This window comes from Rhizobium sp. 01N424, assembly GCF_056399485.1.
In genome coordinates this window covers 11,628-34,700 of the sequence record NZ_JBFTRK010000009.1, presented here as the reverse complement: position 1 = coordinate 34,700, position 23,073 = coordinate 11,628, and the positions used below count along the sequence as shown (strand labels likewise).

Here is a 23,073-nt window from a genome sequence, read left to right as displayed (position 1 = left end):
TCGCATGGAAAAATCCGTCCTGTTCTGGCGCCGTACCGATATCGAAGGTTTCGAGCGGCTCACCCTCTCGATCGGCGCCGAAAGCGTCACGGCATCGTCGACGGTCCTCTGTCTCGAAGACGGCGGCTTCCGGCTCGACCATCACTGGCGGCTCGACGCCAGCTGGAGCGCGCAATCGGTGGCCGTCGAGCGCTGGAACGGCCGCGACCACCGGAGGCTGACGCTGGAGCGCGTGCCCGGCGGCTGGACGGTGGACGGCCTGCGCCGCCCCGATCTCGACGGCGCCGACGAACCCGACCTCTCCGTCACCCCCTTCTGCAACACCTTCCCGATCCGCCGCACCCCGGAAACCTCAGGCGCCAGCGTGACCCTCGACACCGCCTTCATCGACGGCCCGGCGATGATGGTGCACCGCTCCAAGCAGCGCTATGACAGACAGGGGCCTGGGCGGGTTCGCTATGTCGATCTTGGTAACTCGATCGGCTTCGAGGCGGATCTCCGGGTGGATGAGCGGGGGCTGGTGGTGATGTATGAGCACTTGTTTGAGAGGGTGACGCCCCCGGAGTGAAGCGTCAACGCTCCGGTTTCAGCCCTTTGCGGATAAGCGAACTAGAGGCATCCGGCAAAGGTGAGCGGTATGCCCGGCTGGATACTGAAATCGAGTTGCCGCAGGGATCTTTGGCATTGGCAAATTCATAGCCGTCGGCGACGTGAACGGGACCGAACGTCAACCCTTTCGCTACGCATTCGCCGCAAAACGCGCTGACATCCCGCACATCGAACACCAGCTTTACGATGGACTGCCCGCGCCGCTGCCCCTTGGCCGCGGGATGAAGCAAGATCGACCCACCACCCGAGTTCGGAGTGAGCTCGACGAGCCTGTCACCTTCAAGCCTGCGAACGGTGAACTGAAAGTGCGTTTCGTAAAAGCTGGCGGTTGCCTCGATATCGGCCGCATAGATTATCACGCGATTGAACATTGCCCTTAAACCCTTTCGGCGAAGCGATGTCCGCCATTCGATCCTGCCCACTTGCGTGCCGCCAACGGCCCAGCCTACCAGCAGAAGTGTTGCCATTTCGTTCCGGCGCGGTTTGTATAGGTGGCGACGCACCGATTCTGGGGGACGGATTTGTGAGCAGGATGACAGTTGATGCGAAACCACCGGCGTGGCCTGAGCCGTGAACGCATATCTTGCCATCCTCACGATATCCGCCGCCCGCTGGTCCTATATCGCGGCTTTCATCGCCCGGTTGCCGATCGCCATGGTTCCGCTCAGCCTGCTGATCCTCGTCGAGGCGGCAACCGGCTCCTACGCCCATGGCGGCGCCGTCTCCGGAGCTTTCGCGCTCGGCAGCGCCTCGTCCGTGCCGTTCTGGGGCCGCGCGCTCGATAGAGGTTCGCACCGGCCGATCATCGGCGGGACATCCGTGATATCGGCGGCATTTCTTGCCCTGGCGTTGACCGGCACGCAGATGGAATGGGGGCTTCCTATTATCGCCGGATTGGCGCTCGGCGTTGGCCTGTTTTTCCCGCCGATAACGCCAGCAATGCGCGTTGCCTGGCGGCAGCTGGTGCCGGAAAGCTCGGGGCTGCTGGCACCTGCCTATGCCCTCGATGCAGTGGCCGTGGAGACGCTTTTCGTGCTCGGGCCCTTGGTCGTCGCGGGCCTATATGGCGGTGGCCCGGCGCTTCCCGTCATTGCCACCTGCATCCTGCTCGCGGCAGGCGGGGTTGGCTATTCCTTCTCTCCAGCGGGCCAAGCCAGCGGCGAGAAGCCCGATACGCCGACGGCAGGCGCGGCGCGGGCCGTTGTTCTGCAGCCCGGCGTGCTGCTCATCGCACTCGTTGCAGCAGCCATGTCTGTCGGCTTTGGGCAGATGGATGTTGCCCTGACCTCCGCAGCCCAAGCGATCTCGACCCATGGCCTGATGCTCGGCCTGATGTTTGCGGCAGTTGCCATCGGCAGCATCGGCGGCGGATTGTTCTTCGGCGCGCGGCGCCTTGCCGGTCATCGGCTGCTTGCCGCGTCTCTTTCCGGCTTCGGTCTTGGGCTGGCTGCTACAGGCCTCAGCCTGTGGCTGGCCTCCCCGCCGTTTCTGCTTCTTCCCATTCTCGCGCTCGCCGGGATCTTCATCTCGCCCGGTCTGCTCGTCATGCAGCAGATGATCGATCAGGCACTGCCGCCCGGCCGGACATCGGAAGGTCAGGCACTCCTCAATGCTGTGCTGACAGCAGGCGGAGCGGCAGGTATGGCGCTCGGCGGTCTCTGGGCCGATATGATGCCCGGCGATGGCAGTGTTCTTCGCGGCGGCAGGAACGATCCTGGGCGGGGCCGTTATTGCCAGCTGGGCTGGTGGAAGGCTCTTACGCCATGGATCCAACCGGCGCTGACTCATTTCCGCCGCCCCAAAACCCCCAGCCCTAAAAATCGCGTGGTTTATTCAACCCATCCTTTACATATCGATGGCTACCTCATAGGGCACCGCGACCGCCATGAGGACACATGTTGTTTAAATTCGCTCGGGCAGGCACCCTGTTTGTAATTTTACTCGGCTCACTGGTCTTCCTGCCGCCATTCAGCGGCTATGTGCGCGATGCCGCCGATGTGTTCGATAAGCGGCCGCAGGAGACGGCGCTGTTCATCGGCAACAGCCGGACCTTTTATCACCACATGCCTGACATGGTGCGTTCGATCGCCGACTCGGCGGGCTATCCCAACAAGCTTGAGATCGTCATGGATGCCGAGCCGGGCGTCAGTCTGAAGACCCATATGGACGACCCGAATACCCAGGCTTTGCTGGCGCAGCGCTGGGACCATGTCGTGTTGCAGGTGCTGAGCAGCGATCAATACAGCGCCGAGCGCGCCGGCGACACCTGGGATGTCGCCGCCGATCTGATCCGGGAAGCGCAAGGCAAAGGGTCCAGGCCTGCGATGTTCGTGACCTGGCGCTATACCGATCAGTGCAAGGACAACGAAGGCATGCCGAAATCGGCAACCGGGATTTCGCCTGCCGGCTATGCCAACATGCACCGCAATATTCAGGAACAGCATGCCCGCCTTGCGGCATCGACCGGGGTCGATCTGGTGAACGTCGGGCTCGTCTGGGAAGACCTGCAGAACCGCCCTCAGCCTTTCACCCTCTACGACGACTGCAACCATCCATCGATCTATGGCAGCTATCTCTCGGCCTTGATGTTCTACGGCTATTTTTCGAAACGCGACGTGGCCGATGTCACCTACGAACCGCATGGAATTTCATCTGACGATGCCAGGGCGCTACGTCTGACGGTTTCCCAATATTTCAAGGAAGCGGCGCGAAATGCTACGCCATCCACCGATGGTGTCAGCGGGAAGTCCGGGTCGACCTAAAGCGGTGACGGCTGCCCTATAGAACGATCGCGAAGTTCGGATGCCCGGCGAAGCCGAATTTCCGGCGCACATATCTCAGGTTGCCGCAAAAAATTGCGATTTGCGGGCGCTCGATGCAACCTGAGAAGAAAAATTAAGATCTAATAAACATTCCTATGATTGCATTGCCTGGGTTGGGGCAAACAATCATGACGGACATCAAATCGGGCGGGCGGCGCCACGATCTCGACGCGTTGCGCGTCCTGTGTTTCGGCACGCTGATCATCTATCACACGAGTCTCGCCTATGGGACGAGAACATGGCTGCTCAACTCCATCGACGGCAGCCGGCTGGTCGATCTTATTGCTGCCGCCTCTCATCCGTGGCGGATGAGCCTGCTTTTCTTCATCTCGGGGCTTGTCACGCGGTCGCTTCTGCGCAGCCGGTCCGTCAGTGACATCCGCGGGACGCGAACGCGGCAATTGCTGCTACCCTTCACGTTCGGCGTTCTTCTTGTTGTCCCGCCCCAGATATATCTTTCGGAGTTCAATCCTTTTCCGGGCCTCTCCTATTGGGAGTTCTGGAAAGCTTTCATGGTCTCCGGGCTAACGCTCGAGCACCTCTGGTTCCTGGCCTATCTCTGGATCTACGTCTTCGCCTGGTCGTTTCTTTGGCCTTACCTTCAGAGGGTCTGGCCAAACCTCCCGTCCGCACTCGCAAATTCGCTCCGCGGCGTAAACCTCTTCCTGATCCCGATCATCCTGCTTTCCGCCTCGAGACTCTGGCTGTACCCGATCTTCGGCGAGACGCGGGCCATACACACCGACATCTACGCACATCTCGTCTATTTCTCGATGTTCATGGCTGGCTCGCTGCTGATGGAGGAGTCGCCGTTCTGGCGTGAAGTCGACCGGCAGAGATGGCTTGGCGGCGCTCTTGCCATCATCTCTTTTCTGGTCGTCGCGGCAGCCGTCGTTGCCGTTCCGCGGGAAGATTGGCCGGATGCCGTCGTCGTCCTGGTGCGGATTGCCAGATCGATCTTCCAATGGTGCGCCATCATCGCATTGCTGGGCTTTGCCGGCAGGATCGCCAACCGCCCCAACCGCGTGATCGCATTTCTGAACAGATCGATGATGACCTATTATGTGGCCCACCAGACCGTCATCATCATCGTTGCCCATCAGATTTCGAAAATGGGCCCGTTGGATATTCGATCCTTTGTCCCGGTGGTCCTCTTGAGCACACTCGGCTGCGGACTGATCGGCGAGGCGCAGAAGCTGATAAAGGCCTTCCTTTCGCCTCTTATCGCAAGGGTGATAGCCTTGATAAAACCGCCTCTGAAAACAGCGCCATCGGGGGCCACGGCGGATTGACCCTCAATCCCATCTGATTTCCCTGACCAGTTCGACAAACGCCCTGAGCTTGGCCGGAATATGCCGCCGTCCGGGATAATAGAGGCAAAGCCCCGGATAGGGCGCCGTCCAGTCCTCCAGCACGCGGATCAGGCGGCCGGCCGCCAGGTCTTCGCCCACCTGCCATTCGTTGAGGTAAGCGAGGCCCGCGCCTTGGCGCGCAGCGCGCAGGATGAGGTCGCTGTCGTCGAGCATCAGCGTGCCGGGCACATCCATGGTGAAGGCCTCGCCGCGCCGCTCAAACTCCCAGCGGTAAATGGTGCCGCTCGCCATGCGGGCGCGGATGCAGCGGTGGTTTTCGAGGTCGGCGGGGGTCTTGGGGATGCCCTTTTCTTCGAAATAGCCGGGTGAGCCGGCGATGACAGGGCGGATGAAACGGTTGATCGGCACGGAGATCATATCCGGCGGCACGGCTTCCAGGATGCGGATGCCGGCGTCGAAGCCCTTCGCGTTGATATCGACAAGCGCGCCTTCGGTGACGATTTCGAGCTGCATGGCCGGATAGCGCCTCAGATATTCGACGGCGAGCGGCGCGAGGATCATCCGCGCCGCGCCGACCGAGGTGTTGATCCTCAGCGTGCCCGAAGGCTCGGATCGGTGCTCGTCGGCCTGGTCGATGGCGCGGCGGATGGCCGATAGCGCCGGGGTCACTTCGGCGACGAACTGCTCGCCGGCAGAGGAGAGCGTGACGCTGCGGGTGGTGCGGTTGAAGAGGCGGACGCCGAGCCTTGCTTCCAGCGTGGCGATCTGCTGGCTAAGGGCCGAGGAGGAAATCGAGAGGTCGCGGGCGGCGGCACGGAAGCCGCCCTTGGCTGCGACGGCTATGACCGCTTCCAGCTCCGCCAGCGTGCCGCGCATCATTGTCCTGATCTCCTTACCAGCTCGTCCGTTATTGAGCAGCTTATCAGATCAATCGGCCGGTGCCAGATAGGGCGTATCGCACAAAGGAGAAAAGCGATGCGCAACATTACTCAGGTCTACATCGACGGCGCCTTCGTGACGCCTCACGGCGAGGAAACCGCCGAGCTCTTCAATCCTTCGACCGAGGAGAAGATCGGCACCGTCAGGCTCGGCAACCGCGAGGATGCGCGCGCCGCGATCGGCGCCGCCAAGCGCGCCTTCCCGGCCTTCTCGCGCACCAGCAAGGAAGAGCGGATCGAGATGCTGCAGCGTCTGGCCGCTGCCGTTTCCGCCCGCGCCGAAGAGATGACCGCGGCGATGGCTGAAGAATACGGCGCCCCGCAATATTTCACCGGGTTTTCGGTACCCTACGCTGCCTCGGCATTCCTGAAGATGGCGGAAGTGCTGGAGACTTACGACTTCACCCGAACGATCGGCCGCGCCGAGGTCACCATGCAGCCGCTTGGCGTCGTGGCGGCGATCACCCCGTGGAACAGCAATTACGGGTTCATCTGCGCCAAGCTGGCCACCGCGCTAGCTGCGGGTTCCACCGTCGTCATCAAGCCGAGCGAGATGAGCGCGATCCAGACGCAGCTGATCACCGAATGCCTGCATGAGGCCGGGCTGCCGAAGGGCGTGTTCAACATCGTCAACGGCCGCGGCGATGTCGTCGGCGCCGAGTTCAGCAGCCATCCGGATATCGCCAAGGTGAGCTTCACCGGCTCGACCGCCGTTGGCAAACAGATCCTGCGCTCCGGCGCCGAGACGATGAAGCGCGTGACGCTGGAACTCGGCGGCAAGGGACCGAACATCCTTCTCGACGATGCCGATCTCGATACCGCCATTCCGGCCGTACTGATGATGGGGCTCATGAACAGCGGCCAGGCCTGCGTCGCCGGTACCCGCATTCTTGTGCCGGAAAGCCTGATGTCCGAGATCCTGCCGCGGCTGAAATCGGGCATCGAAGCGATCAAGACTGGCAAGCCCGATGATCCCACAGTCCAGATCGGGCCGATGGTGAGCCAGAAGCAATATGACCGGGTGCAGTCCTATATCCGGCTTGGCGAGGAGGAAGGTGCCGAGATCCTCACCGGCGGCAGCGGGCGGCCCGAAGGCATCGAGCGCGGCTGGTTCGTGCGCCCGACGATCTTTGCCAATGTGCATAACGGCATGCGCATCGCCCGCGAGGAAATCTTCGGGCCGGTGCTCTCGGTCATCCCCTACAAGGACGAGGCGGATGCCATCCGCGTTGCCAACGACACGAGCTATGGGCTGCAGGCCTATATCCATTCCAGCGACATCGACCGCGCCAGACGGGTGGCCGAGCAGATGGAATCAGGCCGCGTGGTGATCAACGGCGCGCCGCACGAGCCGCTTGCGCCCTTCGGCGGCTTCAAGCAATCGGGCATGGGCCGCGAGTTCGGAACCTTCGGGCTTGAGGCGTTCCTGGAGCCACGGGCGATTTTGGCTTAGGCGCAAACGCAATCATTCCGCCCGCAAAGCTGCGGGCGGGTGCTGAACAATCGGGCCGTCAGCCTTAGTTTGTGCGGTCCGGGCAGGCCGCGTTGACAGTGCCGTCGCGGCGCGTCTGATGCGTGCTGTCGCGCTCGCACGGCGCTCTCCAGCTCGACGGGCGCAGGATGGTTATGCCGCCGGTTTCGATCGGGTCGAGCGGTATTTCCAGGCCGCTCTGCTGCGCGTCATAGGCGGGCGACGTGCCGGGAGGCGGGCTGCCATCGAAACGGCCGTTGGTATCGACACCCATGCTCGACTGAGCAAAGGCCGGGGCTGCAATGAGAAGCACTATGGATGTGATTGAAATGAGCCTGCGCATGATCGTTATCCTTCCGGTTTGATCATCGCGGCTGAAACAGCCGACGGGGTGGTTTTGTTCCCTGCGTCAGCGGCGTCTGACGATCAATATTTGGCGATTGGAAATGTGAGGTTAAGCGGGCCTGCGGCTGTGTCATTCCGGGGCTTGGCGCGGGCGGATGGCTGCGTTGTGAAGAAAGTGATTCAAGGCGTTGAGCCGGATGCGATGAAGGGCGGGGATGCGCTTGAAAATACATTGCTTTCTCTGAGCGTTGACGGTGGGAGCTGCGGCCCGCGCCCCCCCCTCATCCGGCCCTACCGGGCCACCTTCTCCCCGTTGGGGCGAAGGGGAGTGGAGAAGTTCGCGCCAGCACCCCTTCTCCCCTCGGGGAGAAGGTGGCCCGACAGGGCCGGATGAGGGGGCCACGGATACAGGCGATCACCATCTAAAAGCCTGCCGCTGCAAACCGCGCTTCGCTCCCCCAAAACGGCGTTGTCCGCCAAGGCTTGCGCCGCCCACGGAAAACGGTATGCGGTACCCCGACCTGCCGCAAATCCCACGAAATGGAGACGCCTTGACCTCACCTCTCAAAATTGCCGTCGGCGGTGCGCAAGGCCGGATGGGTAGGGCGATCGTTTCGGCGCTTTCCGGTGATCCCGCATTCCTGCATGCCGGCAGTTTTGGGCGTCAGGGCAGCAGCGGCGACGGCCTGATCGACCGGTCGGCGGCGATCGAAGCGGCCGATGTGATCCTGGATTTCTCGACGGCAGCTGCTGCCGCCGAACTGGCGGAACTCTGTGCCGTAAGAAACGGACCGGCACTGGTGATCGGGGCGACGGGCTTCGAACCGGAAGAGCTTGCGCGGATCCGCAAGGCGGCAGACCGGATTGCGATCGTCCGCTCGGGCAATTTCTCGATCGGCCTCAACATGCTTCTCGGCCTCGTCGCCCAGGCGGCGGCTGCCCTGCCTGCCGAAACCTGGGACATCGAAATTCTGGAAGCCCATCACCGGCGGAAGATCGACGCGCCATCAGGCACGGCGCTGATGCTGGGGGACGCCGCTGCAGACGGCCGTGGCGTGCCGCTGGCATCGGTCGAGCGCCGCGGCCGGGACGGCATCACCGGCGAGCGTCTGGTTGGCGAGATCGGCTTTTCGGTCGTGAGGGGTGGTGGAATCGTCGGGGAACACAGCGTTCTCTTTGCCGCCGCCGAGGAAGTGGTGACGATCTCGCATTCCGCACTTGATCGCGGCATGTTCGCGCGCGGCGCATTGGCCGCCGCCCGCTTCGCCGCCGGCCGGGCGCCGGGCGAATATGAAATGCAGGACGTGCTCGGATTGCCGCGGCGATCCTGAGGCCGCAGCGCCAAACAAAAAGCCCCGCGCCAAAGCGCGAGGCTTCGATTTCCAAAATGACCTTCGTCTCAGACGAACTGGCTGAGGCCCGGCACGGAAGCGACGACCTGATCGACGACTTCCTCGCCGGCATATTGCTTGGCGATGCCGATGGTTTCCTTGGCGAGCGCGGTGATTTCGCCCATGCCGAGGCCTTCGCTCATCAGCTGCTGTCCGAGGCCCATGATGCCGCCACCGCCGCCGAGCGCGCTCATCAGCCCGCCGAGCAGACCGCCGCCGCTGGCACCTTCGCCGTTGAACTGGGCGACGAGATCGGAGCCGCCGGGGATCGCTTCGATCATCTTGGCGACCGGGCCGTCATCGGCTTCGCGCTGCAGGAAACCGAGCATCATGCCGAGCGCCTTTTCGGCGAGGTCGGGCGAGATGCCCACGCGGTCAGCGATCTGGGTCACAACTTCATTCATCGTCAGGCCTCCTTTTATTTGACGTTAACGTCAACGTTAATCGACTTTCTCCGGCAACTCAAGCGGCCTTTCGCAAGGCGGCACTTTGTCCAGAATTGCTTTTAATGCAAACAGTTGCCGGTATCACACTCCCTGCTTATAACAGGTACACTATAGGAGAATGAATGCGGCTGATCTTCGCATTCCAGCTCTAGCGGCGGCCTTGGCCCAAGGGAGAATTCGCAATGCTCGAAGACGGCAAGATTTTTATCGGCGCCAGCCGCAATCCTGACGATAGCATCAACAAGCCGGAATATCTCGACCTGAAATTCGGCAACCGTCACGGCCTCGTCACCGGCGCCACCGGCACCGGCAAGACGGTGACGCTGCAGGTGCTGGCCGAAGGCTTCTCGAAGGCCGGCGTTCCCGTTTTCTGCGGCGACATCAAGGGCGACCTTTCGGGCATTGCCGCCAAAGGCGAAGCCAAGGATTTTCTCACCAAGCGCGCCGAGCAGATCGGCTTTACCGATTACGAATACGATCTCTTCCCGGTGATCTTCTGGGATCTCTTCGGCGAGAAGGGCCACCGCGTCCGCACGACGATCGCCGAGATGGGGCCGCTGCTGCTGGCACGGCTGATGGATGCTTCCGAGCCGCAGGAAGGCGTCATCAACATCGCCTTCAAGATCGCCGACAAGGCCGGCCTGCCGCTGCTCGACCTCAAGGATTTCTCGGCGCTGCTGAACTACATGGCCGAAAATGCCAGCGAGCTGTCCAACCAGTTCGGGCTGATTTCCAAGACCTCCGTCGGCTCGATCCAGCGCGCCATGCTGGTTCTGGAGCAGCAGGGTGCGGAACATTTCTTCGGCGAACCGGCGCTGAAGATCTCCGACATCATGCGCACCGACAATCGCGGCTACGGCCAGATTTCCGTGCTCGCCGCCGACAAGCTGATGATGAACCCCAGGCTTTACGCCACTTTCCTGCTCTGGCTGCTCTCCGAGCTGTTCGAGGAGCTTCCTGAAGTCGGCGACCCCGACAAGCCGAAGCTGGTGTTCTTCTTCGACGAGGCACATCTGCTCTTCAACGACGCACCGAAGGTGCTGACCGAGCGTGTCGAGCAGGTGGTCCGCCTGATCCGCTCCAAGGGCGTCGGCGTCTATTTCGTGACGCAGAACCCGCTCGACGTGCCGGAGACCGTGCTCGCCCAGCTCGGCAACCGCGTGCAGCATGCGCTGCGCGCCTATTCGCCGCGCGAGCAGAAGGCGGTGAAGACGGCGGCTGACACCTTCCGTCCGAACCCGGCCTTCGATTGCGCCACCGTGATCACCACGCTCGGCACCGGCGAGGCACTGGTCTCGACGCTGGAGGCCAAGGGCGCGCCGTCGATCGTCGAACGCACGCTGATCCGCCCGCCATCCGGCCGCGTCGGCCCGCTGACCGATGCCGAGCGCCAGCAGGTGATGGATCACAGCCCGGTTCTCGGCGTCTATGACGAAGACCTCGACCGCGAATCCGCCTTCGAGATCCTCGCCGCCCGCGCCAAGAAGGCAGCAGAATCGGAAGCCGCCAAGCAGGCGCAGGAGGCACAGCCGACTGAAGCCGACACGACCTCCGGCTGGAGCCTGCCGGGCTTCGGCGGTGGCGATGACGACAACAAGCAGAGCGGCCAGGGTCGCGGCCGTTCGGGATACCAGCGCGAGACGGTGGTGGAAGCGGCGATGAAGAGCGTGGCGCGGACGGTTGCGACGCAGGTCGGCCGGGCGCTGGTGCGGGGGATCTTGGGGAGTTTGAAGCGCTAACGCTTCGGCATTGGCGGGTGGGGTTTCCCCCCCTCTGCTCCTCGCTTACAAGGTCGAGGTCGGGGCGGTCGGTGCCCACACCCTCCTCATTCCTGTGCTTGTCACAGGAATCCAGTGCGCCCCAGTCTTGGGGCGCGGGAGACTTCTTCAAAAGGCAAACGAGTCATTCACCGCGCGGACGCGCGGTGGCTGGTTTCCTGTGACAAGCACAGGAATGAGGGAACGCGTGTGGAGGTCGCACCGCTTAGTTTTCGAAGCCCGAGCAGCGGCTCCCAGCCAATCTTCCTCCTTGAGGGGGAGATGTCCGGCAGGACAGAGGGGGGCGCCCACGCACTCCGCCGATAGCCCCTCACCGCTTCCGCACAAACTCCGTTCGCAGCACCAACCCCTTGATCGCATCGTGCTTGCAATCGATCTCTTCTGGATTGTCCGTCAGCCGGATCGAGCGGATTACCGTCCCCTGCTTCAACGTCTGCCCGGCGCCCTTGACCTTCAGATCCTTGATCAGCGTGACGCTGTCGCCATCCTGCAGCAGGTTGCCGGCTGCGTCGCGGACTTCACTGGCCTTGGCGGCGGCAGCGGCCATCTCGGAGGCCGGGCGCCATTCGCCTGAAGCTTCGTCATAGATATAGTCGTCATCGGCAGCCATCGGCGCGTCTCCTCAAAGGAATTTCAATATGAGACCGGCGCTTATAGCAGCCGGCCGGCCGCGGCAAGACCGGGGCCGCAGCGTGCGGTTGCGCCGCAGCCCGCGCGATGCTATCCAATGGACGTTCGCTCAAAGAGAAAGGAGGGTCACGTGCAGAATTTCTATTTCCGGTATTACCGGCAGCGTGGCCCCGTCAACGCCCTGCAAATGCGTTTGCAGGGCTGACCAGAGACCGTTTCTCGCGACACCTCTTCCTGGTCTGCCCTTCGTGGCCCGCAGCACCCGTGCTGCCGATATTCCTATGCGCCGCTGCAGTGCCTTCATCGATGATGGCCGATGCCCTCGATGAATCAGCTATGCGGCAAAGACCAGAGACCGACCATGACACTGATCAATATCCGCAATCTCGGCATCGTCCTGTCGCAGCCGTTGTTTTCAAAGCTGAACCTCGCCGTCAATACCGGTGACCGCATCGGCCTGGTGGCCGCCAACGGGCGCGGGAAATCGACGCTGTTCCGCTGCATCGCCGGCGCCCTGGAAGCGACCCAAGGCGAGATCACCAAGGCGCGCGGATTGACCGTCGGCTATGTCGAGCAGAACGTGCCGTCCACCCTCTTCGGCCACAGCTTCTACGACGCCGTGCTCGATGCTCTCCCACCCGAACAGGCGGAGAGCGAAAGCTGGCGTGTCGATGTGGTGCTTGAATCTCTCGAAGTGCCGGAGGAGTTCCGCCAGCGGCCGCTCAATGCGCTCAGCGGCGGCTGGCAGCGGTTGGCGATGCTGGCGCGCGTCTGGGTGACGGAACCCGACGTGCTGATGCTGGACGAGCCGACCAACCATCTCGATCTCGGCAAGATCGCGCTGATGGAAAACTGGCTGAACGCCCTGCCCCGCGACGTGCCCGTCATTCTGGCCAGCCACGACCGCGCCTTTCTGGATGCTGTCGCCAACCGGACGCTGTTTCTGCGACCGGAGAATTCGCAGCTGTTTTCGCTCCCCTATTCGCGGGCGCGCACCGCACTCGACGAGGCGGATGCCGCCGATGCGAAGCGCTACGAGCGCGACATGAAGACAGCCGAGCAGCTGCGCAAGCAGGCAGCCAAGCTCAACAATATCGGCATCAACTCCGGCAGCGACCTGCTTGTCGTCAAGACCAAGCAATTGAAGCAGCGGGCCGACAAGCTGGAGGACGCGGCAAAGCCTGCGCATCTGGAACGCTCGGCCGGCGCCATCAAGCTCGGCAATCGCGGCACCCATGCAAAGGTGCTTGTTACCCTGGATGATGCCGAGGTGCGTACGCCCGATGGCACGATGCTGTTCAAGACCGGCAAGCAGTTTGTCTGCCAGGGTGACCGGATCGTGCTGCTCGGTGAGAACGGCGCCGGAAAATCCCGGTTCGTTGCCATGCTGCGCAGGGCGATCGGCAATCCGGATGCCACGCTCGATGGTATCAAGGCAACACCCTCGCTGGTCCTGGGCTATGCCGACCAGGCGCTCGCCGATCTCCGGGATGCCGATACGCCGATGGAGACGATCATCCGCCGCTTCGATATCGGCGACCAGCGGGCGCGGGCGCTGCTCGCCGGTGCCGGGATGACGATCGACATGCAGGCAAAGCCGGTCGGCCGCCTTTCCGGCGGCCAGAAGGCGCGGCTCGGCATGCTGGTGCTCAGGCTGACCGAGCCGAACTTCTACCTGCTGGACGAGCCGACCAACCATCTGGATATCGACGGCCAGGAGGCGCTGGAAACGGAGCTGATGGCGCATCAGGCAAGCTGCCTGCTGGTCTCCCACGACCGCAGCTTCGTGCGCGCCACCGGCAACCGCTTCTGGCAGATCGAGCGTAAACGGCTGGTGGAGGTGGAGAGCCCCGAAGGGTTCTTTGCCGCGGCCGCGGAAGGCCGCGGCTAAGATATAGCGCAGCCGCAGCGTACCGATGCCGCGGCTGCGCGAAAATGCTACGGCAGCGCTTTGGCGCCCGGGCCGAAATACGGCTGGCGCTCCGTTTCGCTTGCCCGGAGCGAATGGCGCAGGCGCAGCAGATCCTTGCGGGCGATGAGGCCGACGAGCTGGCCGCTCTCGGGATCGACGATCGGGATGCGGCCGGCATCGGTTGCCAGCATCAGATCGGCGACATAGCCGACCGTGTCATCGGGGTGAGCGAGCGGCACGGAGCTGTCGGAGACCAGATCGGCGAGCGGCTGGCTGCGCTCGACGCGTTTCTGCTGCCAGCGCAGAGCGTCGCCGCGCGACATCAGACCCTTGAGGATGCCGAGGTCATCGACGACAGGATAGACCCGGTGCGTCTTCGGCTGCGTGGTGAAGAGGTCGATCGCCTCTCCCGCGGTCATATCAGCCCTCAGGCTATCGACCCTGGAGATCATGATGTCGCGGGCGCGGGCGAATTCGAAGGGGTCGATGCCATATTCACGGGTGATATGCTGGCCGCGGCGGGCGATCTTTTCGGTGAGGATCGAGCGGCGCAGCAGAAGAACGGTCACCGCATAGGCCGCTACCGTCGCCGCCAGCAGTGGCAGCAGCGCTTGGACATCGCCGGTCAGTTCGACGGCGAAGAAGGTGCCGGTCAGCGGCGCGCGCATCGTGCCGCCCATCATCGCCGCCATGCCGAGCAGCGCCCAGAAGCCGGGATCGCCGGGCAGGACGAGTCCGACAAGCCAGCCGAGCGCGCCGCCGAAGATCAACAGCGGCGCCAGCACGCCGCCCGATGTACCCGATGACAGCGCCACGAGCCAGATGGCCGCCTTGACCAGCAGGACGGTAAGTACCGCCTGCGGCAGCAGGCTGCTGTTCAGGAGGCCATCGATGATGTCGTAGCCGACGCCGAGGACGCGCGGTTCGATCAGGCCGCCAAGACCGATGATCAGCCCGCCGAGCGCCGGGCACCACATCCAGTGGATTGGCAGCGCTTCGAAGAGGTCCTCGATCTTGTAAAGCAGCGCCGTCAGGATGCCGGACTGCAGGCCGGAGAGAATGCCCATGCCGGCGCAGAGCAGGATGCCCCACCAGGGGAGATCCATGTGGAACTGCTTCGGAAACAACGGCCCTGCCTCGAACAGGAACGGGCGCCAGCAGACCGACACGCAGGCGGCGACGGCAACGGGAATGAAGCTGCGCGGCTTCCATTCGAACAGCAGCAGTTCGACGGCGAGCATGATGGCGGCGATCGGCGAACCGAAGATCGCGGTCATGCCGGCCGCGGCACCGGCCACCAGCAGCGTCTTACGCTCGGCCGAGCTCAGGTGAAAGCATTGGGCAAACAGCGAACCGATCGCGCCACCGGTCATGATGATCGGGCCTTCGGCGCCGAACGGGCCGCCGGTTCCGATCGAGATCGCCGAAGAAATCGGCTTCAGGATCGCCACTTTCGGCGACATCCGGCTGCCGCCGATCAGGATCGCCTCGATCGCCTCAGGGATACCGTGGCCGCGGATCTTCTCCGAGCCGAAACGGGCCATCAGGCCGATGACGAGACCACCGAGAACCGGGATCACGACCATCCAGACCGAGCGCGGCGCCGCTGCTAGCGAGGCGGCATGGATGCTGAAGCGGCCGAACCAGACGAGGTTGGTGACCAGCGAAATGAGGCTGACCAGCACCCAGGCGGCAAGGGCGCCGCCGGTGCCGACGATCAGCGCCATGCCGATCAGGGCGATGACGCGCTTGTCGGTGGTGAAGTCTCCGGCCTCGCGCCGGGAAAGGCCGCCCATGAAATCATGCGGCCGGTGAGTGTTTTGTGAGGACATAGGGGTTCCTGTTGACAGGCTGGCAATGAAGCGCGAAATATATCGTATTACGATATAAATCAAGTCATGCTTTGAGGAGCAGGCCGATGCCCAAGGAAAGCCTTTCGGAGATCGAATATGAGGCACTTGCCAACCTGAGATACCGGATCCGCAAATTCCGCCAGTTCAGCGCCGATGCAGCCACCCGTCTCGGCCTTGCGCCGCCGGAACATCAGGCGCTTCTGGCCATCAAGGGGCTGGGGATCGATGGCGAAATGAGCGTTTCCAGTCTGGCAGAGACGCTGTTTCTGGCGCCTGCCGCAGCCGCGGAGCTGACCGAAGGATTGAGAGACCGCGGCTTTCTGACGATCGCCACCAAGCCGAAGCGCCGCACCGTTGTCCGATTGACAGATCAGGCGGAAGAGCTATTGCGTCGGCTGACGCCTGCCCATCTTTATGAGATCCGGGAAATGGCGCCGGAGCTGATGCAGGCGCTGCGGGCGCTGCAGGATCACCGGCGGATGGAGATGGCGGCATGGATGCAATGATCTTGCCGACGGCAAGCGAATGACGGCAGGGGATTGATGGCCAGGAAGCCGATAGATGATCTGACGGAAGCCGATTACGAGGCGCTGTCGAACCTGCGCTATACGCTGCGCCAGTTCATGGATTTCAGCGCCTCGGCTGCCCACGAGGAAGGATTGCCGGCACAGCAGCATCAGGCCCTGCTGGCCATCAAGGGCCACCGCGGCGAAGAGGCGATGTCGGTCGGCCTGCTTGCCGAGCGTCTGCTGATCGCGCCGCATTCGGCAACCGAACTTGTCGGCCGGCTGGTGGCCGCCGGCTATGTGTCGCGCAACGCCGACCCGAACGACAAGCGGCGCCAGACCTTGGCGCTGACCGCAAAGGCGGAATCGGCGCTGAAGCGGCTGACCGCCATCCATCTGAGCGAGATCCGGGAGCTCGCCCCACGGCTGATCGCCATCCTGCACAGTCTGCAGGACGGCGTGGCGCTGCAGGACGATCCCTGGGCGGACTAGGGTCTCGGGCGCATCAAGCGTCTTCGCCAATCTCCTTTGCCACCTCCGCTATCAGAGACCGCAGCCAGCGGTGGGCGGGGTCGTGGCGGTAGCGGACATGCCAGGCGATCTCGACGGGGAAAGTGCCGACATCGGCGGGAGCGGGCAGGATTTTCAGGCGGGGGTCGCGGGCGAGCCGCCGGCAGATCTGGCTGGGCAGCGTGGTGCAATAGTCGGTAGCCGCGATCATCTCGGGCACGGCAAGAAAATGGGTGACGGAGACGGCCACCTCGCGGCGCAGGCCGCGCTGTTCCAGCGCCTGGAAAAGGCCGGCGCGCAGGCGGCCGGGCGGCAGAACGTTGACGTGTTTCAGCCGCTCGTATTGTTCTTTCGAGATGCTGTCGCCGATATCGGGATGACCGGCGCGGACGACGCAGGCGAGGCCATCGTCCATCAGGTGCTGAACGACGATATTGTCGGGCGGATCGGTGATGCGGCCGATTACCATCTCGGTCGATCCTGATACCGCGCCGGTTTCGGCGAGATCACTACCGAAGGGGATGAGGCGGAGCTTGATGCCATCGGCGCGCTCTCGCAGCCGCGCGACGACCTCCGGCATCAGCACGAATTCGGCATAGCTGTTCGGCGCCAGCGTGAAGAGCCTGGAGGCTTCCGCCGGGTCGAACTGCTGCTGGCCGAGGATCAGCTCGTCGAACTGCGCCAGCGCGGTGCGCACCACCGGCGCCATCTCTTCGGCGAGCTGGGTCGGGCGCATGCCGTAGCGCTCGCGGATGAACAGCGGATCGCGCAGCGTGTCCCGCAGGCGGTTCAGCGCATTCGAGAGCGCCGGCTGGGTGATGCCCAGCCGTTCGGCGGCGCGGGTGACATTGCGCTCATCCATGAGCGCCAGGAACACCGGCATCAGATTCAGGTCATATCGCATTCAGTTATAATGCCATGTGAATATCTGGAATAGAACAAATAAATTTCCGAAATACATCGCCAGAGAGCATCATCCAGTCATCGAAACGAGGCCAGAGGCCAAGGAGATGACAATGAGCAAGGGTAAAGTTCTCGTCGTGGGTTCGAACGCAACGCGCATCGAAATCAAAGGCGGCCGCAGCGGCGCAACCGGCCAGTATCTGAATGAGACCGTGATCCCGGTGATGGCGGTGATTGCTGCCGGTTACGAGGTGGTGCTCGCCACCCCCAACGGCACCAAGCCGCATATCGATGAGGTCTCCGACAAAGTGGATCACTTCGGCGGCGACGAAGAAGCATACCGCAAGGCCAAGGCCTTCTATGCCGAGGACCCGTCGATGAACGAGGTGAAGACCTTGGCGACGGTTATCGCCGAGGGTCTGGACGGCTACGCCGGCGTCTTCGTGCCCGGTGGTCAGGCGCCTGGGGTCGATCTGATGCAGGATGCCGATCTCGGCGAAATCCTGCGCCACTTCCACGAGAAGGCCAAGCCGACCGCCCTGCTCTGCCATGGTCCGATCGCTGTCGCCTCGGCCATGCCGAATGCCCGCGAATTCCGCGCGGCGCTGATCGCCGGCGCGCCACAAAAGGCTGCCGAATGGGCCAAGGGCTGGCAATATGCCGGGTACAACATGACCGTGTTCTCCAATAGCGAAGAAAAGGTTGTCGAGGACTACATTTTGCACGCTAAGCTCTATTTCAACGTGGTCGATGCGCTGCAGATTGCCGGGGGCAACGTGACGACCGGTGACATCGATTTCGAACCGAATGTCGTTGTCGATCGCGAACTGATCACCGGCCAGAACCCGCGTTCGGACCATCCGCTTGCCGCCAAGCTGGTCGAGGCGCTGAACCGCGCAACGGCCGTCTGAAACGAAGGACGATAGCCATGCCGCATTCCGTGAAGATCATGGCAATCCTCGCCGCCCGGCCCGGCAAGGCAGGCGAACTCGAAGCGCTTCTGTCCGGCATGGCACCCGCCTGCCGGGCGGAGCCGGGCAATCTGCGCTGGGATATCTGGCGCGACCAGACCGATGCCACGCGTTTTGTGCTCGATGAACTCTATCAGGACAATGAAGCGGTGGCCGCCCACCGCCAGACCCCGCATTTCAAGGCCTATCTCGCGAAGATCAATGATCTCGCCGAACGCACCGCGCTCGTGCTCGACGCGGCCGATATCGGCTGACACCCAACACTGGAGAGGACAGATCAATGGCACTCAAGGACATCCTGCCGAGCAAGCTCGGCTTCGGCGCAGCCCCGCTCGGCAACATGTTTCGCGATATTCCGGAAGCCGAGGCGCTTTCGACTGTCGAAGCCGCGTGGAACGACGGCATCCGTTATTTCGATAACGCGCCCTTCTACGGCGCTGGCCTTGCGGAGATCCGCATGGGTAAGGCGCTGGCGGCCAGGCCACGCGATCAATATGTGATCAGCACCAAGGTTGGCCGGGTGATCCTCGACGAGATCGAGGATGTCAGCGCCCGCGATCTCGGCGAGAAGGGCGATGTGTTCAAGTACGGACGGCCGAACAAGATCGTCAACGACTACTCGGAAGATGCAACGTTGCGCTCGATCGAGGACAGCCTGAAGCGGCTGAAGACAGACCGCATCGATATCGCCTTCGTCCATGACGTCGCTCAGGATTTTTATGGCGACGAGTGGCTGGACGTCTTCGAGACCGCCCGCAAGGGCGCCTTCAGAGCACTCGACCGGCTGCGCGACGAGGGCGTGATCAAGGCCTGGGGCCTTGGCGTCAACCGTGTCGAGCCGATCGAATTGCTGCTCGGTCTGGATACACTGCGGCCCGATGGCTTTCTGCTGGCCGGCCGCTACACGCTGCTCGACCATGACCGGGCGCTGCAGCGGGTAATGCCTCTGGTCGCCGAACGCGGTCTCGGCATCGTCGCCGGTGGCCCCTACAGCTCGGGCGCACTGGTCGGCGGGCCGAATTTCGAATATGCGCCGGCAACACCCGCAATCCTCGACAAGGTGGCGCGGATCAAGGCGCTGGCTGACCGCCACGGCATCAGCATAAAGGCTGCAGGCCTGCAGTTCTCGCTGGCACATCCGGCCGTCGCCGCCGTGATCCCCGGCGCCAGCAAGCCCGAACGCATCGCCGAGGACGGGGCGGCATTGAACGAGACGATCCCGGCGGAGTTCTGGCGTGATCTTCGCAAGGCGGGGCTGGTGAACCCCGAGGCGCCGCTGCCGCTCTAGGGAAGACGAGGCTCTCCCACACGATCTGCCCTCCATCCTTAACTGTTGATGGGGGGCATATTTGATTGCGATAGTCATATTTATTTCATAAAACCCTCTCCCTTGAAGAGGTACAGATGAAATGACTACCACCCTGCCCTTCCGGCTCGTGGCCTTCGCCTTTTTCCTCCTGGCATATCCGCTGTCTTTCGTTCTGCCGGCTTGGTGGAGTTGGGAAAACGCACCGCTCGAGCTCCTCGACAATCTCGTTCTCGCCATCGGCACCGTTCAGGCAATCGTACTGGCGAGCCGCAGCCAGACGCCATGGAAATGGCTCTGGCTGGCGCTCGTACCGGTCTGGATCATCTGCCTGGGACGTGAAATCAGCTGGGGTGCGGTGTTCTATCCGCCATCCGGCATGTCAGAGGATGGGCCGGAATTTTCCGGCAAGCTTCTTTGGTTCAACCCGGCCGTAAAGCCGCTCGTCATCCTGCTGGTGCTGGTGACGCTGACGGTGACGGCACGTTTCAAGCTCTGGCGATTGCTGGATCCGGTGATCAAGGCGCGGCAGTTTCCGGCGCTAGAACTGGTGATGGCCGGCCTGTCGCTGATCCTGATGACGGCCGCCGAGCGCCATATGGGTATGTCGCTCGACGCCTTTGTCGGCGTGCCCGAAGTGTTTGAGGAAACCGTCGAGCTCGCAGGCTACATGTTCCTGCTCGCCGCCCAGCAGCGCATCCTGATGGCCGCGGCGGCGGCCTTTGACACGTCCGGCCTGGCACTCGCCAGGCACTGATTTATCGAGCCAGCGACCCGATGGCCTCAAAAGGCCTTCGGCGCCGCCACGAACAGGTTCGGCTTGCCGCCGGTGATGGTGAAGAGGCTGAGCTTGCGTTCGACGCCGCCTGAGACATTCAGGCGGAAGAGCCCGGTGATGCCGCGGAAGCCCGTCTTGCTGGTCAGGTTTTCGGCCGTCAGAGCCTTCGGATCCTTGGTGCGGATGATGCCGGAGGCGATTGCCACCGCATCATAGCCATAGGCCGCATTGGCGGTCAGCGGACGCCGGTAATGGCGCTGGTAGCGCTCCGATATCATCGAGGTACCTTCCGGGTCGACCATCGCGATCAGCGCACCTGATACGGCCGGGCTGGTATAGGCCTGCTGCGGCCAGCCGCTGGTGCCGACAAGCGTGATATTGGTGAAGCCCGCAGCCTTGATCGCACCGGCAACCGTGGTGACGATAGTGGATTTGCCCAGCACGACGATGGTGTCGGCGCCCTGCATCTGCGCCTTGCTCCTGGTCACAGCATCGGCGGCCGAGACATCCGAAAGCGCATAGCGGGCCGAACCAAGATAGGTACCGCCTGAAGCGCGCACGCCATCGGCGATGCGGGCTTCGCCGATCGCCGTCAGCTCCGTCGTGGCGAAAACGAAGACCTTCTTGTGGCCGCCGGAGACGGATGTGCGGGCGCCTTCGACGGCGCTGTCCACCTCGTCGGAGGTGAAGTTGTAGACATTGCCCGATGTTGCCGGGACTGGCGCACCGAGATTGATCAGCGGCAGGCGCTCGGCCGAAGGGATAGCTGCGACGGCAGCGGTGGTCGCCTGCGGCGCGAAGCTGACGAGGAGGGCGGAATTGCGCGCCTTGGCGGCCGAAACGGTAGCGGCAACCGATGCCGGGCCGCCAGAGACATCGACAACCTTGACGAAGACCTGCCCGTTGCCGACTTCGCCGACGCCGAGCGCTGCGCCATCGCGGACATCACGCGCCTCGCCCTCGTAAAGGCCGGTGGAGCCCTTCGGCAGCAGCAGAGTGATCTCCGTGCCGGTTTCGCCGAAGCTTTCCTCGACAGTGCTGGAGGGCGCCTTGATATCAGTGTTCTTGACGCTGTTCGACAGACTGTCGCCATCCGCCTGGCAACCGGCCAGCAGGCCGCCGGCGATCAGCACAAGGGCGGGAAGCACGCGGCTGATGGCAGCAGGCGTCTTCAAGACCCTGTTGCGTAAACCATGCAGGCGCGCGATCTTCGAATTCAAATGCGGCGTCACTGTTTCCCCCGAGGATGCGATGTCGCGGCCGTTTGCGGCCTTTTTAGAATGCGCTCATTTCTGCACCGTGCGGGCGCGAAAATCAAACCATTCCCCCAAACTTGGTTGACGTGAACGCTAAAGTTTTATGCGTCTTTGACCGGAATATTTATACTTGCGTTTTCCAAGCTTACACACGGCATATTTATAGCTAATCGCTACATTCTCCTCAAACAGAGAGAGAAAATCCGATGAAGCGCAGCAAAAAATCAAAAATACTTGCAGCTTTTACTTTCGCATCTTTCGCATCTTTTCTTGACGCCGCACCGTCGAACGCCACCGAAATCCCCACAGCGCAGATTTCACTGACGTCTTACGCGAGCGTGATCTCTGCCAATACCGCACTTTCTCTTGCGGAGACCGCAAGTATATCCGGCCTTTATAGTCTGGCGAAGACAGCGTTTGCAGGCGTTGCGGGCACCGTTCAGCGCATTGATCTTGCCGCCATTGCACGGCCGCAACAGGTTGCGTCTCCGGAGATCACGGCATCGATCAGACCCGACAAGCCGGCAAAGCTCACCGCCTCCAACGAAGCGGTGTTCGGCTCGGTCACCATTCCCTTCAAGCGGCTGGCGGCGCTGAAGCGCTTTGCGCCGTCGCTTGCCGAAATGCAGAGCGGCGCGGCCATCACCTGCGGCACCAAGGGCTGCACCAATGCGGCGCAGGTCATCAAGACGGCGCTTGGCCAGACCGCGCAGGCGTCGATCCGCGACAAGCTGAACACCGTCAATGCCGCCGTCAACCACGCCATCCGCTACCGCAAGGACATCGAGACCTATCAGGTGGCCGATTACTGGGCGACGCCTTCCGAGACGCTGTCACGCCAGCAGGGCGACTGCGAGGATTTCGCGATCCTGAAGATGGCGGCGCTGAAGGCCGAGGGCGTCGACATGAAGGACATGTCGATCGTCGTTCTCTTCGACCAGAAGCGCCATTTCTACCACGCCGTTCTGTCGGTCGCGGTCAACGGCAACTTCTTCATCCTCGACAACATGCGCGATCAGGTTCTGACCGACAGCCGCCTGCCCGACTACCAGCCGCTCTACTCGATCAACGCAGGCAAGGGCTATCTCCACGGCGTCAAGGCCGGCAACAAGCAGGTCGCATCCGCAATGCCGCTCGAAAAGGTCGCTCCGGGCGAAGGTGTCCCCTACTGAGCCTGGCGATTTCGAGCGAAGTGCAAGAGCCGGCCAGGTGGGCCGGCTTTTTTGTTTTCAATTCTGCGGCATCGGCGCCGGGATAAGCGGGCTGCAGGCACGACGTTTCCTGATTGCACCCCGCCCCCACCCCCGTCATGATGCGCCGACACTCAATACATGC

The 23,073-nt window shown here is 62.8% G+C and carries 23 protein-coding genes; 15 read left to right on the top strand and 8 right to left on the bottom strand.

Features of this window, described 5'->3' with window-relative positions:
- Positions 1-4 precede the first annotated feature (4 nt).
- A complete protein-coding gene (locus AC1DNK_RS21045; protein ID WP_477943170.1) occupies positions 5-568 on the top strand; it encodes a putative glycolipid-binding domain-containing protein in 564 nt (187 codons plus the stop codon).
- Positions 569-572: 4 nt separating this feature from the next.
- On the opposite strand, the gene AC1DNK_RS21040 is transcribed toward AC1DNK_RS21045, so the two are convergent.
- Positions 573-980: a VOC family protein gene (locus AC1DNK_RS21040; protein ID WP_477943355.1), complete on the bottom strand. Its 408-nt coding sequence runs from the start codon at positions 978-980 to the stop codon at positions 573-575.
- A gap of 199 nt (positions 981-1,179) precedes the next feature.
- On the opposite strand from AC1DNK_RS21040, the gene AC1DNK_RS21035 reads away from it, so the two are divergent.
- The 3 genes from AC1DNK_RS21035 to AC1DNK_RS21025 all read left to right on the top strand — a co-directional run bounded on the left by AC1DNK_RS21035 (position 1,180) and on the right by AC1DNK_RS21025 (position 4,723).
- Complete coding sequence (locus AC1DNK_RS21035; protein WP_477943169.1) at positions 1,180-2,544, top strand: MFS transporter; 1,365 nt, start codon at positions 1,180-1,182, stop codon at positions 2,542-2,544.
- Entirely contained in the window at positions 2,505-3,371 is an 867-nt protein-coding gene (locus AC1DNK_RS21030) for a hypothetical protein (RefSeq protein WP_477943168.1), read from the top strand. Before AC1DNK_RS21035 ends, AC1DNK_RS21030 begins: the two co-directional genes overlap by 40 nt.
- Positions 3,372-3,559: 188 nt before the next feature.
- Positions 3,560-4,723, top strand: coding sequence for an acyltransferase family protein (locus AC1DNK_RS21025; protein WP_477943167.1), 1,164 nt, complete (start codon positions 3,560-3,562; stop codon positions 4,721-4,723).
- 3 nt (positions 4,724-4,726) lie between these two features.
- Here AC1DNK_RS21025 and AC1DNK_RS21020 read toward each other — a convergent pair whose 3' ends face one another.
- On the bottom strand, positions 4,727-5,620 hold the full coding sequence (locus AC1DNK_RS21020; protein ID WP_477943354.1) for a LysR family transcriptional regulator: 894 nt from the start codon (positions 5,618-5,620) through the stop codon (positions 4,727-4,729).
- Positions 5,621-5,719: 99 nt separating this feature from the next.
- Here AC1DNK_RS21020 and AC1DNK_RS21015 point away from each other — a divergent pair, with 99 nt between their 5' ends.
- Positions 5,720-7,135: an aldehyde dehydrogenase family protein gene (locus AC1DNK_RS21015; RefSeq protein WP_477943166.1), complete on the top strand. Its 1,416-nt coding sequence runs from the start codon at positions 5,720-5,722 to the stop codon at positions 7,133-7,135.
- Between the two features lie 64 nt (positions 7,136-7,199).
- Here the strand turns inward: AC1DNK_RS21015 and AC1DNK_RS21010 are convergent, their stop codons facing one another.
- Complete coding sequence (locus AC1DNK_RS21010; RefSeq protein ID WP_112517294.1) at positions 7,200-7,496, bottom strand: hypothetical protein; 297 nt, start codon at positions 7,494-7,496, stop codon at positions 7,200-7,202.
- 553 nt (positions 7,497-8,049) lie between these two features.
- Between AC1DNK_RS21010 and dapB the strand changes: the two genes are divergently transcribed.
- The gene (dapB, locus tag AC1DNK_RS21005; RefSeq protein ID WP_477943165.1) at positions 8,050-8,829 is read left to right on the top strand and encodes a 4-hydroxy-tetrahydrodipicolinate reductase; all 780 of its coding nucleotides are present in this window, start codon (positions 8,050-8,052) and stop codon (positions 8,827-8,829) included.
- 68 nt (positions 8,830-8,897) lie between these two features.
- Here the strand turns inward: dapB and AC1DNK_RS21000 are convergent, their stop codons facing one another.
- A complete protein-coding gene (locus tag AC1DNK_RS21000) occupies positions 8,898-9,293 on the bottom strand; it encodes a hypothetical protein (RefSeq protein WP_112389783.1) in 396 nt (131 codons plus the stop codon).
- 224 nt (positions 9,294-9,517) lie between these two features.
- Here AC1DNK_RS21000 and AC1DNK_RS20995 point away from each other — a divergent pair, with 224 nt between their 5' ends.
- On the top strand, positions 9,518-11,074 hold the full coding sequence (locus AC1DNK_RS20995) for a helicase HerA-like C-terminal domain-containing protein (protein WP_477943164.1): 1,557 nt from the start codon (positions 9,518-9,520) through the stop codon (positions 11,072-11,074).
- A 349-nt stretch (positions 11,075-11,423) separates the two neighbouring features.
- On the opposite strand, the gene AC1DNK_RS20990 is transcribed toward AC1DNK_RS20995, so the two are convergent.
- On the bottom strand, positions 11,424-11,723 hold the full coding sequence (locus AC1DNK_RS20990; protein ID WP_477943163.1) for an alkylphosphonate utilization protein: 300 nt from the start codon (positions 11,721-11,723) through the stop codon (positions 11,424-11,426).
- 381 nt (positions 11,724-12,104) lie between these two features.
- On the opposite strand from AC1DNK_RS20990, the gene AC1DNK_RS20985 reads away from it, so the two are divergent.
- Positions 12,105-13,634: an ABC-F family ATP-binding cassette domain-containing protein gene (locus tag AC1DNK_RS20985; protein WP_477943162.1), complete on the top strand. Its 1,530-nt coding sequence runs from the start codon at positions 12,105-12,107 to the stop codon at positions 13,632-13,634.
- A 47-nt stretch (positions 13,635-13,681) separates the two neighbouring features.
- Here the strand turns inward: AC1DNK_RS20985 and AC1DNK_RS20980 are convergent, their stop codons facing one another.
- Positions 13,682-15,487, bottom strand: coding sequence for a chloride channel protein (locus tag AC1DNK_RS20980; RefSeq protein WP_477943161.1), 1,806 nt, complete (start codon positions 15,485-15,487; stop codon positions 13,682-13,684).
- Between the two features lie 86 nt (positions 15,488-15,573).
- On the opposite strand from AC1DNK_RS20980, the gene AC1DNK_RS20975 reads away from it, so the two are divergent.
- Both AC1DNK_RS20975 and AC1DNK_RS20970 read left to right on the top strand, forming a co-directional pair.
- Positions 15,574-16,014: a MarR family winged helix-turn-helix transcriptional regulator gene (locus AC1DNK_RS20975; RefSeq protein ID WP_477943160.1), complete on the top strand. Its 441-nt coding sequence runs from the start codon at positions 15,574-15,576 to the stop codon at positions 16,012-16,014.
- Positions 16,015-16,050: 36 nt separating this feature from the next.
- On the top strand, positions 16,051-16,506 hold the full coding sequence (locus AC1DNK_RS20970) for a MarR family winged helix-turn-helix transcriptional regulator (RefSeq protein ID WP_112537250.1): 456 nt from the start codon (positions 16,051-16,053) through the stop codon (positions 16,504-16,506).
- A 13-nt stretch (positions 16,507-16,519) separates the two neighbouring features.
- Here the strand turns inward: AC1DNK_RS20970 and AC1DNK_RS20965 are convergent, their stop codons facing one another.
- A complete protein-coding gene (locus AC1DNK_RS20965; protein WP_477943159.1) occupies positions 16,520-17,428 on the bottom strand; it encodes a LysR family transcriptional regulator in 909 nt (302 codons plus the stop codon).
- A 112-nt stretch (positions 17,429-17,540) separates the two neighbouring features.
- On the opposite strand from AC1DNK_RS20965, the gene AC1DNK_RS20960 reads away from it, so the two are divergent.
- The 4 genes from AC1DNK_RS20960 (at position 17,541) to AC1DNK_RS20945 (ending at position 20,461) form a co-directional block, all read left to right on the top strand.
- Positions 17,541-18,338: a type 1 glutamine amidotransferase domain-containing protein gene (locus AC1DNK_RS20960; RefSeq protein WP_112537248.1), complete on the top strand. Its 798-nt coding sequence runs from the start codon at positions 17,541-17,543 to the stop codon at positions 18,336-18,338.
- Positions 18,339-18,355: 17 nt separating this feature from the next.
- Positions 18,356-18,652: a putative quinol monooxygenase gene (locus AC1DNK_RS20955; RefSeq protein ID WP_477943158.1), complete on the top strand. Its 297-nt coding sequence runs from the start codon at positions 18,356-18,358 to the stop codon at positions 18,650-18,652.
- A 26-nt stretch (positions 18,653-18,678) separates the two neighbouring features.
- Complete coding sequence (locus AC1DNK_RS20950) at positions 18,679-19,686, top strand: aldo/keto reductase (protein WP_477943157.1); 1,008 nt, start codon at positions 18,679-18,681, stop codon at positions 19,684-19,686.
- Between the two features lie 121 nt (positions 19,687-19,807).
- A complete protein-coding gene (locus AC1DNK_RS20945; RefSeq protein ID WP_477943156.1) occupies positions 19,808-20,461 on the top strand; it encodes a hypothetical protein in 654 nt (217 codons plus the stop codon).
- A gap of 26 nt (positions 20,462-20,487) precedes the next feature.
- Here AC1DNK_RS20945 and AC1DNK_RS20940 read toward each other — a convergent pair whose 3' ends face one another.
- Positions 20,488-21,714, bottom strand: a complete 1,227-nt coding sequence (locus AC1DNK_RS20940; protein WP_477943155.1) for a type 1 periplasmic-binding domain-containing protein — start codon at positions 21,712-21,714, stop codon at positions 20,488-20,490.
- A gap of 362 nt (positions 21,715-22,076) precedes the next feature.
- Between AC1DNK_RS20940 and AC1DNK_RS20935 the strand changes: the two genes are divergently transcribed.
- Positions 22,077-22,910: a transglutaminase-like cysteine peptidase gene (locus tag AC1DNK_RS20935; RefSeq protein WP_477943154.1), complete on the top strand. Its 834-nt coding sequence runs from the start codon at positions 22,077-22,079 to the stop codon at positions 22,908-22,910.
- Positions 22,911-23,073: the final 163 nt, after the last annotated feature.